Annotated in this window: 11 protein-coding genes and 1 tRNA gene; 2 read left to right on the top strand and 10 right to left on the bottom strand. The window is 38.2% G+C overall.

All coding sequences use genetic code 11. The features are described from left to right. Position 1 precedes the first annotated feature (1 nt). Positions 2 to 75, bottom strand: a tRNA-Met gene (locus OIZ54_RS11970). A gap of 376 nt (positions 76 to 451) precedes the next feature. Between OIZ54_RS11970 and OIZ54_RS11965 the strand changes: the two genes are divergently transcribed. Together OIZ54_RS11965 and OIZ54_RS11960 are read left to right on the top strand one after the other, a co-directional pair. After that, positions 452 to 913: a globin gene (locus OIZ54_RS11965; protein ID WP_004585882.1), complete on the top strand. Its 462-nt coding sequence runs from the start codon at positions 452 to 454 to the stop codon at positions 911 to 913. A 90-nt stretch (positions 914 to 1,003) separates the two neighbouring features. Next, the gene (locus OIZ54_RS11960) at positions 1,004 to 2,560 is read left to right on the top strand and encodes a cryptochrome/photolyase family protein (RefSeq protein WP_264390462.1); all 1,557 of its coding nucleotides are present in this window, start codon (positions 1,004 to 1,006) and stop codon (positions 2,558 to 2,560) included. Positions 2,561 to 2,618: 58 nt separating this feature from the next. Here OIZ54_RS11960 and OIZ54_RS11955 read toward each other — a convergent pair whose 3' ends face one another. The 9 genes from OIZ54_RS11955 to OIZ54_RS11915 all read right to left on the bottom strand — a co-directional run bounded on the left by OIZ54_RS11955 (position 2,619) and on the right by OIZ54_RS11915 (position 12,377). Further along, entirely contained in the window at positions 2,619 to 3,065 is a 447-nt protein-coding gene (locus OIZ54_RS11955) for an Hsp20 family protein (RefSeq protein ID WP_004585880.1), read from the bottom strand. Positions 3,066 to 3,314: 249 nt separating this feature from the next. After that, positions 3,315 to 3,845 (bottom strand): peroxiredoxin-like family protein, encoded by a 531-nt coding sequence (locus tag OIZ54_RS11950; protein ID WP_054982203.1) that lies wholly within the window; start codon positions 3,843 to 3,845, stop codon positions 3,315 to 3,317. Positions 3,846 to 4,103: 258 nt separating this feature from the next. Next, positions 4,104 to 5,498, bottom strand: a complete 1,395-nt coding sequence (locus OIZ54_RS11945; RefSeq protein WP_054982202.1) for a sigma-54-dependent transcriptional regulator — start codon at positions 5,496 to 5,498, stop codon at positions 4,104 to 4,106. An 11-nt stretch (positions 5,499 to 5,509) separates the two neighbouring features. After that, a complete protein-coding gene (locus OIZ54_RS11940) occupies positions 5,510 to 5,881 on the bottom strand; it encodes an Hpt domain-containing protein (RefSeq protein WP_024033793.1) in 372 nt (123 codons plus the stop codon). 87 nt (positions 5,882 to 5,968) lie between these two features. After that, positions 5,969 to 6,790, bottom strand: a complete 822-nt coding sequence (locus OIZ54_RS11935) for a putative bifunctional diguanylate cyclase/phosphodiesterase (RefSeq protein ID WP_235207553.1) — start codon at positions 6,788 to 6,790, stop codon at positions 5,969 to 5,971. A gap of 298 nt (positions 6,791 to 7,088) precedes the next feature. Further along, positions 7,089 to 7,379 (bottom strand): hypothetical protein, encoded by a 291-nt coding sequence (locus OIZ54_RS11930; RefSeq protein ID WP_054982201.1) that lies wholly within the window; start codon positions 7,377 to 7,379, stop codon positions 7,089 to 7,091. Between the two features lie 539 nt (positions 7,380 to 7,918). Continuing rightward, positions 7,919 to 10,738 carry a PAS domain-containing protein gene (locus OIZ54_RS11925; RefSeq protein WP_264390461.1) on the bottom strand — a complete coding sequence of 940 codons (2,820 nt, stop codon included), beginning with the start codon at positions 10,736 to 10,738 and terminating at the stop codon, positions 7,919 to 7,921. After that, a complete protein-coding gene (locus tag OIZ54_RS11920) occupies positions 10,731 to 11,327 on the bottom strand; it encodes an isochorismatase family cysteine hydrolase (RefSeq protein WP_004585874.1) in 597 nt (198 codons plus the stop codon). Before OIZ54_RS11920 ends, OIZ54_RS11925 begins: the two co-directional genes overlap by 8 nt. Positions 11,328 to 11,348: 21 nt before the next feature. Then, positions 11,349 to 12,377: a response regulator gene (locus OIZ54_RS11915; protein WP_264390460.1), complete on the bottom strand. Its 1,029-nt coding sequence runs from the start codon at positions 12,375 to 12,377 to the stop codon at positions 11,349 to 11,351. Positions 12,378 to 12,624: the final 247 nt, after the last annotated feature.

Genomic DNA, 12,624 nt, shown 5'->3' with positions numbered 1-12,624 from the left:
GTTGCGGGAGCCGGATTTGAACCGACGACCTTCGGGTTATGAGCCCGACGAGCTACCAGGCTGCTCCATCCCGCGCCAATAGATATTAAACCTAAAATTCAATATCGCTGTTAGTGGTTAATCAACCGCTAAACAATGGCGGCTATTATAAGGATATACGGGGTAATTAGCAACCATAATAACTAATAAGTTTGATAAAATCAGTGACCCCCCATTTTAAGCTTCACCAGTATGTACTATGATTATGCAGACGTTAAAATGGTAATCGTAACGTCACTAATATGTACGTAAAAAGCCGTATATTCATAAATAAAATATCTAAAATTCATAAAACTGATACAATTTTGTGCTTTTTACGTTTAGATTACGTGCGATATTTGAGCAACGCACTATACTAAAAGCTCACCGATGTGGATAAAAATAAAAATTACAAAATTTAATGAGATTGCTAATGAATACTTATCAGCCACAGTTAATTAAAAGTTTGCATATAGTTAAGCCAAACTTTCATGCGTTTACCGCGCGCTTTCATGCAAAGCTTGAAGAGTCAAATATAACAATGCAGTACCCAAGTGCCGCTTATTTTAACGAAAAAAGTTATATTTTATATTGTGTTTTAGAACGTATAGTTAGGCATTTAGATAACCCATCTTCAGTTGCCCCATTTTTAACCTTTCACTTGCAATACTTAAAAAAGATGGGCGTTACACCAAAAGAAATATCGCTACTGTGCGATGCCTTTTACGATACCTTAAACGAGCACTTAGGGCGTTTATTCACCGCACAAACACAATTTGCTTGGCAAAAAGCGCTTCGTTATTTTGAAAGTTTTGCTAATACAACCTTGTTTAACAAAACAAATGTTATTTCGCTTGAGCAAAAAATCACTCAACTTCGCACAAGTAAGCTTTAAGTAACACAAGCTTTAGCTTTTATGCACGTATGAGCAAACTACCTAGATCCACGTTGTCGCTTTTTACGTACAACTAAATTTAGGTGGTTTATGGCTCATTATAAAGTGTTGCGCCTAATTTTAGGTGATCAACTTAATGCTTCGCATTCGTGGTTTAAAGAAAAAGAGCCTGATACGCTTTATTTAATTGCCGAGTTAAAACAAGAAACCAATTACGTTAAGCACCATGTGCAAAAGTTATGTGCTTTTTTTTATGCGATGGAGCGTTTTGCTACAGCTTTACAAAGCGCGGATTACAGCACGCTTCACCTTACCCTAGATGATACCCACCAAGACAAAACCTTGCCTGATTTACTCACGCGCATAGCTAAACAGTATCGTTGCAGTGAAATACATTATCAATACCCTGATGAATTTCGTCTCAAAGCACAGCTAAGTAAATTTAAAAAAGAGTCTGGTTTTCGCGTTAAAGCCTATGACACTGAGCATTTTATGCTGCCATTTGAACGTATTAACGAGCGGTTTGAAAAAAACAAACATGTGACTATGGAGCACTTTTATCGTGCTATGCGCAAGCAATACACTATTCTTATGAATGGGAGTAGCCCGCAAGGAGGTCAATGGAACTTTGATAGTAATAACAGAAACAAATTTAAAAAAGCAGATTTGAACGCTATCCCCCCGCCAAAATTATTTAATAACGATGTAAGCTCTATCATTAGCAGACTTAAAAAACATAACGTAAATTACTTTGGTGAAATAAATCCTCAGCAGCTGCCATGGCCGCTCACTCGCAAACAAGCCAAAACGTGTTTAGAGTATTTTTGTATCCACCTACTAAAAAATTTCGGCCAGTTTCAAGATGCAATGACCGACCAAGTTACAAATAACGCCAGCTTGTACCATAGCCGTTTATCATTTGCTTTAAACGCCAAGTTAATCCACCCGCTGTACGTTATTAGGCGTGTAATTGACGAATTTAATGCTCACCCAGACACAATTTCGATTTCTCAAGTAGAGGGCTTTGTTAGGCAAATCCTAGGTTGGCGTGAATATGTTCGCTGTATATATTGGACAAACATGCCCGGCTATGCACAAAAAAACCAATTACAGGCCAACCAGTCGTTACCAGGGTACTTTTGGCAGGGTAATGTAAAAATGAACTGTTTAAGCCATGCATTAACGCAGAGCTTAGACACCGCATACGCTCATCATATTCAAAGATTAATGATCATTGGTAATTTTTGCTTATTAACAGGCATCGACCCTAATGAAGTCGACCAATGGTATTTAGGGGTTTATATTGATGCCATTGAATGGGTTGAAATGCCTAACACCCGTGGCATGAGCCAATTTGCAGATGATGCTATTATCGCCACTAAACCCTATGCAGCCAGTGGTAATTACATCAATAAAATGAGCGATTACTGCAAAAACTGTCATTATGATGTTAAGCAAAAAGTAGGTGAGAAGGCGTGTCCTTACAACAGCTTATATTGGAAATTTATGGATAAACACCGCGCATTACTTGAAAAAAACCCACGCATTGGCATGGTTTATAGAAACTGGGATAAACAAACACCCCAACTTCAACAGCAGACCTTAGCCCAAGCAAATTATTATTTAACGCATATAAACGAGTTATAAAAACGAAAAAGCCGCCTCAGTTGAGGCGGCTACAATCAGGGAAAATGTTTATTAGCGATTATTTACCTTCGATTAGGTTTCCACCGCCAATTTCAATTTTACGAGGTTTAAGTGCTTCTGGAATTTCGCGCTCTAGGTCAATGCTAAGCAGACCGTTGGCTAAATCGGCACCGAGTACTTTTACATGATCCCCAAGTTGAAACTTACGCTCAAAGTTACGTTCCGCAATACCTTGATGAATAAACTTGCGCTCTTCATTTTCATCTTTGTTTGGTTTAGTGCCTGCAACTTTTAAAGTGTTGTTCTCTGACTCAATGGTCAGTTCATTTTCACTAAAACCAGCAACGGCCATAGTGATTCTGTATTTGTCTTTATCTAGTGCTTCGATATTATAAGGAGGAAAGCTAGGCTGCTTGTCTGTACGAGCTGCCGCATCCATTAAAGATGCTAAATGATCAAAGCCGATGAATGAACGATAAAGTGGTGATAAGTCTACTGTACGCATAATAATATCCTCATATTTAAGCGATATAATGTTGTTACTTTTCGTTTGAACAAGTACAACATAATTAAATTAATAATATAAATTTCAATAACTTCTGTATTTTTTTGGGACCCATCAGGCGTCCTCACTAAACTATTTATGGGCAGTAAAATAGTTTTCAAGTAATTAAATTAAAAAAAGTGAAAAAAAAATAAAAAAGGGCACAAAAAAGTGCCCTCTTCGTATATTCATCAAATTACTCAATACACGTTACTTAATAAAAGTACCGCGAATTGGGTAGTCGTTTTCGCGTGAAAATTTAATACCGCCTAGCACCTGCTTAAGGCTTGGGCGAACAAATGGACTATTTGATTTATCAAGCATCTGTACTTGGTTATCTTCGTTTAAGACAATAATACAAGGCTCAGCAAATGGGTGGTCTGTTTCAGCATCACTGCGCGGTTCACTAATGTATAAGCCTAAATCAGTCATTTGCTCAATGGTTAAATTGTAATAAAGAGGGAAATTTACGTCTATTTTTTCAAGATGCTTTTTAAGCTGCTCTTCGCTATCGCCACTTACTGCTACAACTTCTACACCTGCGCTGGCAAAATCGTCATGCATTGTTGCAAGCTCATTGAGTTGTTCGGTACATTTAGGGCAATGCTGGCCTCTGTACACCACTATCATTTTCCAAGGTTTGTCGCTTACGCGGTCAACTAAATTCACGTCATTGTTATCTAAATCGCTTACCACTAAAGGCTGCATTACACTCGCTGGCTGTAAATTAACGTTACTCATTATGATCTCCTTTTACTATTAAACTTAGGGTGTAGTAATAGAGCTTAGGGTATCTTTGTTTATTTCAACCATGAAAATGTAACTGAGAACGAAATGGCAGGCGACTCGCTTTTATTAAGTAGCCTTGTTTAATGTGATTAGGAGAATTATAAGCTGTAAGCAGAATAATAAAATGTTAGATAAAACAGGCACCTTGCTCTTTTTAAGTAGCATTAGCACAGTATAAACACCAAGCAGGTGTAAGTAAGAAACGTAAAGCTAACTCCAACCTTTTATTTTTCTGTAAATAGTCGAGGCGCTTACGCCTAAATAGGCCGCAGCAAGTGGAATGTTATCATCGCATACGGCTATTGCCGACTCTATTGCCCTTTTTTCAACCTGCCAAAGGGGCTCTATGTCGTGTACGCCCATAAGCGAGTTAGTTTGTATTTGCTCCGCAGATTGAGACGAGCTGCTGTTTTTGATTGGAATAGCAGAATTAACACCAAATGAGCTTGGCAACATATCTAACTCAACTACGTCACCCTCGTTGATAACAACGATATTTTCGATAACATTTTGCAGCTCACGGATATTACCTGGCCAATCGTAGTTACAAAAAAGGTTTTCAACTTCTTTTGAAAAGCGATGGAATAACTTAGCGTTACTTTCACTTTTTTGCTTTAAAATATGCTTTGCAAGCAACATTATATCGCCAGCTCGTTCGCGTAGCGGAGGTAACTTTACAGGAATAACATTAAGCCTATAGTATAAATCTTCTCTAAAACGCCCTTCGGCAACTTCAACTACAGGGCTTCTATTTGTTGCACACACTAGCCTTACATTACTGTGTAAAACCTCGCTACTACCTACCCGATTAAACGCACCCGTTTGTAAAAAACGCAATAACTTAGCCTGTAGGTTGAGCTCCATTTCACACAGCTCATCTAAAAATAAAGTACCACCGTTTGCAACTTCTACAGCCCCTTTCCTGTCACTTAGCGCTCCGCTAAAGGCCCCTTTTACATGGCCAAAAAACTCTGACTCAAATAACTCTCCTGGAATAGCAGCACAGTTAATTGCAATAAACGGCCCTTCACTTCGTGGGCTAGTGTCGTGCAAAGTTTGCGCGCACACCTCTTTACCTGTGCCACTCTCACCGGTAATAAAAACACATGCTTTGCTTCGCGCTGCACTATCTAAAAGCCTAAACACCGTTTGCATTGCTAACGATTCACCAATAAACCCGGAAGTGTTTTGCGCTTTTTGTTCTTGAATTTTAACTGCAGGAGGCGCTTTTTGCGAAAGCGCGCTATCTACGGCGCTCACTAAGCGCTGGCCTGAAAACGGTTTTTCTAAAAAATCAAAACCACCTAAACGCATTGCCTCTACTGCAACATCAATAGAGCTATTTGAGGTGATCATGACTACGTTAGCGGGCTTTTCTTGCTTTTTAACAAACTGCAGCACTTCTAAGCCACTAATATCGGGTAAACAAACATCTTGGACAATGACATCAGGCATCATCTCTTTTATACCTACCAAGGCCGAGTAGCCATCGGTAAAGTGTTTACATTCGTGCCCTGCTTGCTCTAATTGACTCGCATAAAGAGCCCCGCTTGCAATGCTGTCTTCTACTATATAAACCAGTGATTTTTTTTGAGAATCGTTCATGGCAGAGCCTTTTAAGTAATATTATTAGCAATAACTTGGTATGCAGCGTGGGTTTTTTCTAGATTATGTTGAACGATCTGAGCAGCGTGAATATTTTCATCAATGGTAACGGGGGGGTAATCATGTAATTGACTGGCAAGGGCTGCCAAAGTTAATGCGCCATATAGCGCCGCAGAATTTTTAAGTACGTGCATTATATCTTTAATATTATCTTCATCTTGCTCATCAATTGCATTTTTAAGACGAACTCGCATTTCTTCTAATTCATTAATAAATAAGTTTACCAGCCTTACTAAAGTGAGTGAGCCAACATCTTGCTCTAATTGCGCTAGCACATGAGCTTGAGTGATGGTGTTATCAATATATTCTTCAGGTATTGGCATATTAGGCCTTTATTTATTATTGTGATACAAAGCTTTTATACTTTTAGAGTAAGTCGTTTTTCGCATTTTGCAAATCTAAACATTAAGTTAAGTGTACATTTTTACCCATGTCGCCGTATTATTAGCTAAACTACTTGGTCTTCCGAGTAAGTAACCTTGTGCTACATCACACCCTAGCTGCTCTAATATTTGTAATTGCTCGCGCTGTTCAATCCCCTCAGCAATGGTTTCTAACCCGAGTCTTTGCGCCATAGCAATAATTGCACTACACAGAGTAAAGTCTTCATTGTTCGTTGTAATGCCACTTATAAAGCTGCGATCTATTTTTAGCCCATCAATATTAAACTGCCTTAAAAGGCCTAAAGAGGCATAGCCCGTTCCAAAATCGTCTAGCCAAATTTTTACCCCTTCTTTATGAAAATGCTCAAATGTTTTAGCAATACGCTGCGGACTTTTTATTAATGCTGTTTCTGTTAATTCTACTTTTATGGCTGCGGGGTCTATTTGATACTTATCAAGTAAGCTCATTACTTTAGAAAACACATCCCCTTCAATAATTTGTACCGGCGAAATATTCAATGAAATAGTTATATCATTCATACCTATTTTTCTCATTTGGCTTAAATCGCTTAGGGTTTGCTTAAAAATCCAATCACCTAAATCTAAAATCATACCTGACTGTTCTACATGCGGAATAAATTCATCTGGGCCAACAACACCATAGCGTGAAGATTCGCAGCGTACTAATGATTCAAAGCCAACTAATTGCCCACTTGTTAAAGATACAAGCGGCTGGTACACCATATTAAAACAATGGTTTTTCATTGCATGAGCCATAATTTGCTCAAGTTCATGCCAGCGTGCAATGTTGACCGTATTGATAGGCTCTAAACTTTTAAAAGCATTCATAAATTTCTCCACAAATAAGGGCTCACCGTAAGCTTGTTACATAAATTGCAAATTGCAGACCAAAACGACCCGTCAAAATAAAAAATAAATACATAAAATTCAATTAGTTAAAGGCGGGCTGTTAGTCAAGAATTATTGATGGGTATATTTGCATTTTGCAAATCACACTGACACGCAAGCTGATTTAAAGTGGGAGCAGGAGTAAGCGATGGTTTGGGTATAAAGTGGCTTTAAAAATAAAAAGGCTGACCTAATTGCTTAGAGTCAGCCGAAATAAATACTAAAGGAGAAGTATTGTTTAGTTGTTTAAACCTTGTGTGCCTGATTGGGCAGGTTGCTCATCTATGTTTTGAGCGTAGTTTAATGTGTTGCTTTCAATAGTGGCATTATCTAAATCACTATTACTAAATTTATTGGTGAACATCTCGGTATTACCTTTATTAACAGGTTCAATAGTAACGGTGCCTCGCAGTGCTGTTGCACCAACAATAACAGCTGCAACAATAATAATAGACAGCACCATTAACTCTGGAGTAAGAACAAAAGACATTTTTTTTGGTTGCTGTTTAACTTTAGTATTAGTTTGCATAATGGACACCCTTAAAATTTATTTAACTACTTAGCAAATTTATATCAATGATAACTTCGCTCTACTTGGTGTTTATATTGCGAAAGCCATGCCATAATAAATTTAATGATGATAAAAAATTTAAGTCTTTATAAATCAATGGGTAAATGAATTACTTTGATAGGGATAATAAAAAATAGCTAAGCGGATATTTGCATTATGGGATTCAATTTCATTTTGATTTGCAAAATGCAAACCAATTTAAAAATAATTATTTAGAACCAACCTACACAACCCAATCAATTAAAAAGGATTAGTATTTCAGCATTATTTACAGTTTTGCTTAATACATTAAGGCTTTTTAGGCAGTAAAAGTAATTGACTACGCATTACTCAATGCCATCGCTTTTTTTGAGAAAACAGTCAATTTTAACCTTTTGAGGTTAAATTTTTGCTAACCCCACTATTTATGTTTGTTTACTTAACAACTAAAAACTTTAATCATAAATACCTTAAGGCCACCAGTAACTATTAACCTAAAAGCACGGTTGCATTGCTTGTTACTTTAATAACGACCAAATTTCGTTAATGCGCTCTAACTTAGAGTGTTTAGCGTCATTAAGTTTTGGTAAGTATTGATTTAAGAGCAAATTGAGTTTTTCGCTAATAATTGGTTTAGCTAAATAGTCATTCATTCCTGCTTTAATAAAACGCTCTTTATCTCCATGAATCGCATTCGCTGTTAACGCTATAATAGGGGTGACAATAGCTAACTCTCTGATTTTTTTAGTGGCAGAAATACCGTCTAAAATTGGCATTTGAATATCCATAAATATTAAATCTATTGTTTGCGTTTTAACTTTTTCAATCGCCTCTTGCCCATTACTGGCTATTTTAACTAAGCACCCTTGCTGCTCTAAAAATTGCTGAATCACAATTTGGTTATTTTTATTGTCTTCAACCACGAGTACGTGCGTACCTTTAAATGGCTGAGCATTAATAGTGGCTGTGTTTAGTGTGGTTTCTTTTTTATTAGTAAAAATAATATCAAGATGAAAAAGCTCTTCCTCAAGCGCAGCAATCGCTCTGGGCAAATGCGAAGGCTTAAAAGGCCCATTAAACATCAACATACCAGAGCTCGGCGCCTCTGTTTTTTGGTTTTTACCCAGTAGGTCTATGAGTAATAAACACGGTTTATTTAGGCTCTTGTAACTTTTTAAAAATTGTTGCGCTGCGTCTAAATCGGCTTTATTAGTGGTAACAATAGCGTCGGGCGTATTGATACTGTCTAGCTTTTCGATGTTTTCAAGGCGTGAAAAATCTATCGAATGGCGAGTAAGCATATGCTCTATCGCCGTGTTTAATTGCAAGTTTTTACTAATCACACACACATAGGGCTTTTTGGTTCTGGCTGAAAAGCCTTCTCTTTGCACCTGCTCGCTTGTATCTATTAACAAAGGGTAATTCACAATAAACTCACTCCCTTTACCAAACTGCGAGTTAACAGTAATGCTGCCCCCTGCAGCATCACATATTTGCTTACATATGGCTAAACCTAAGCCACTGCCGCCATATTCTCGAGTGATAGAGTTATCTGATTGAATAAACGGCTTAAACATACTCTCGAGCTTGTTTTGCGCAATCCCTATTCCTGTATCTTTAAAGCTAAGCTGCAACGTAAATTTATTATTTTCAAACTCAACACACTGTGCTGTCACTATAAGTGAACCCTTTTGAGTAAACTTAATGGCATTTGAGAGTAAATTTATTGCAATTTGCCTTATACGACCATGATCGCCCACCACCTGCGCAGGAACATCAGGGTGCAGATCAAAAATAAGTTCGAGGCCTTTTTGCACGGCGCTTTCACTTACAATATCGATAGCCTCTTCTAAGCAAATATCGAGGCTAAATGGCTGATTATCTATTGAGATTGCTTGCGCTTCAAAGCGTGAGTAGGTCAGCACGTCATCTAAAATACTCAATAATGCATCTGAACTTGTTTTAATCATTTGGGTGTAACGTTTTTGATCTGTTGTGAGACCCGTGTCGTGTAAGATATCTGCACAGCCAATCACTGCATTTAAAGGTGTGCGTATTTCATGGCTTATATTGGCCATAAAGCGACTTTTAGACTCAGCCAACGATTCAGCCTGGTGCTTAGCATCTAAGAGTATTTGTTCAGCTATCACACGTTCTTGAATATCAACCACGGTCGCCGCTATAGACGTTAAGTGTGTGCCATTAAATGAGGTAATGGGTGTGAGGGTCATTTCAACCCAATTTGGCTCATTAAGCGCGTTGGTTAACCTAATATCCAAACGTTTAACTTCTCGATTGCCACTACTGTAGCCTGTAAGAGCTGTGTTTAGCTTTTCCACATCCTCACCCATTACAAAATTAGCAATGGGTAAGCCAAGGTGTTTATTTATGTCTGTTTGGAAAAAATCTTGCCATGCTTTGTTCATAAACAATAACCCGCCCTGCGCATCTAACCTCAATACAATATCAGGGATGTTATCGACTACAGAGTGGTAGTTATATTCTATTTCTGCCATGGCTTGTTCAGCTTTTACACGCTGGGTAATGTTGGTTTCTATGGCTATAAAATGCTTAACATTACCGTCATCATCTTTTACAGGGGTAGCATCAATAGCAACCCAGTATTCGTTTTTATTTTTATCATAATTAACGGTTTCTATTTGAAAAGGCTCGGCATTTTTAATCGCTTTAGCCATTAACTGGCGCGACTCTAAGCTTGTTTTAGGCCCTTGCAACAGTTTACCGGGGCTAAGCCCGATGACTTCTTCACATTTATAACTAGTAAGCGTTTCAAAGCTTTTATTAACCCATTCTATTTTGCCAAATCGGTCGGTAATTATAACTAAATTATTGGTGTGGCTTGCCACTAAAGAAAGTCGCTTAGCGTACTCTTGTTGCTGGGTGAGTAAGTATTGGTAGTCTTTATGTCGTTGAATGTCGTGTAACGAGCCAATAAACCCGCCGCTATCGTCGCATGCCAAGCGCATTTCAAACCAGTTAGTAAGGCCGTCATTATTTTTTACTTGCAGCTCTATACTGGCACTAAAAACGCCTTCAAAAATAGACTCAATATACGCTGACAGCTTTAACGAGTCTTTGGTCTCTAGCAGCGATGTGATTTTTTTACCTATGAGCATGGCCGGCGTAAAACCCAACTTATTAAGCCATGCTTCGTTCACGTAGCTAAACACTAAATATTTATCACATTCAAATACACATTCATCAAGTAAGGCAAGTAACTTAGTTTGCCTGCGGGTATTTGCAGAAAGCTGCTCTATTAGCGCGTAATGAACTTGTACTTGTAGCTCGTCTTTTTCTTCCATATGCGCCTCATTCATTTACTAATTCTGTATGGCTGCACACCTTGGCATAAAGCGGAAAAACCTCTTCACAGTAAAATGATTGCTCAAACGGCGTTCTGCTTGATGTACAGTCATTAAGTACCGTCACATTAAAGCCAAGCTCTACCGCAGAGCGCGCCGTAGAGTCAATGCAAATAGAGGTCACCGTGCCTGCTAAAACAATGTTAGTGATGCCATTTTTATTAAGCACATTTGCAAGCTCTGTATGAGTAAACGCATTTAACCCGCGTTTACCGGGTATTTGCATAATACGTTTGCCATATTTATCAAACTCTTTAATGCCTTGAGCACCATAAGAGTCGGCTTTAAAAGCCCCTACTTCGGCAATCACTTTTAATATACCAATTGGGTTTTTAAGCTCGCTATAATCTTGTGTAAAGTGAATAGGCGTACTGAGCACTAATGCAAATTTATCTATGTACTTGTCGAGCAGCGCTAACGTGTTATTTACCACGCCGGTTACTCTTGATGACTCTTCAACCACTTGGTATAAAATGCCATCAGGCGAAAAGTAATCATTTTGAAAACCAATGAGCAGCAAAGCTGTTTTTGATAAATCGTTCATAACGTCCTCCTAAACGGGCCTTTAGGCAGCTTGCCAAGGCTTAATAAACTCTTCTAATACAGCTTTTGTTACCGGTTTTTGAAGATAGTGCGTCACCCCTTTTTCGAACAACTGAGCAATTTGTTGCTCCTCAGTAATGCCCGTTAAAATAACTTTTGGCGTGTTATCGTTTGGGGTGTTTTGTTTAATGAGCTGCTGAGCTACATCACTGCCAAACATACCTGGCATACGCTCATCTAACAGCAGTAAATCGAAAGGTTCTTGCTGGGCAATAAGTAAGGCACTTGAGCCATTTTCTGCACAGGTTACTGCGCAGCCAAGCATTTCAAGCATGACTTTGGTCGCAACTTGGCTTGGCAAGCTGTCATCAGCAACCAATACAGATAATTTGCTGTGGGTATTTAAATTATTAACCGCATTTACTAAGTCAGTATCAAAAAACGGCCACGCCAATACAGGTTGAGAAATAGCGTGATGGCTTTGCAGCTCACTGAGCGCATCAAATGCGCAAATTTTTATACTCTGAGACGCCCCATTATTTAAAAAGTTACTCGCAAGTTGCTCTGCAGATAGGTGACGCGAATCTTCAATTCTTAAAGCGTTGGTGTGGTTGCTGTCGGCGAGTTTTAAACCATAGTTTTGCGCACTTAAATTAACTAGGTAATGAATGCTTTGCTCTAAGTCGTCTTTACTATTGGCTGCGCTGATAAACTCTTTGTTTGTATCTACCGATGAAATTGGCTCACGGGTTGCAAGTAAACCGTGTATATCAATGGTGTGCATTTCAGGATTCGAATCTACCCAGTAATTTAAATTAATACCCTGTAAATTGGCCTCTACTGTTAGCACAAATTGGCTTTTAGCGGCTTTTAGCGAAGGTAAAATAAACGCTTCACACTGGATAATCATTTGCTCAGGAGACACCTGTAAACAAATATAATTACACTGTAATTTGTTGATGAGTGTAATTGCCACATTTGTGTTGTCTGCTTTGCAAAAGCGGGCAATTACCCCTTGAATAATTTCTAAAACATGGCTGTTATTACTCATCATCGTTCCTAATAAGAATGGCTCTGTAGTTAAATATCAATTTACATGCCACTTGCAGCGCCTTTACTAATACGATGAATTCATTAGATTTAAAAATTACACATCCTTTACATAAATGCGCTTTTGCAAATTGCAATTCAAAATGCATGGCAAATGAGTAATTAAGCGAGTTAACAGTAAAACAGAATTAACCAATCGATTTTTTGCGCTTTAAATTATTAATTAATCGTTTAATATGAACCCAACT

The organism is Pseudoalteromonas sp. A3, assembly GCF_025942345.1.
Lineage (GTDB): Bacteria > Pseudomonadota > Gammaproteobacteria > Enterobacterales > Alteromonadaceae > Pseudoalteromonas > Pseudoalteromonas atlantica.
The sequence above is the reverse complement of the archived record's forward strand: the minus strand, read 5'-3'. Positions and strand labels throughout refer to the sequence as shown.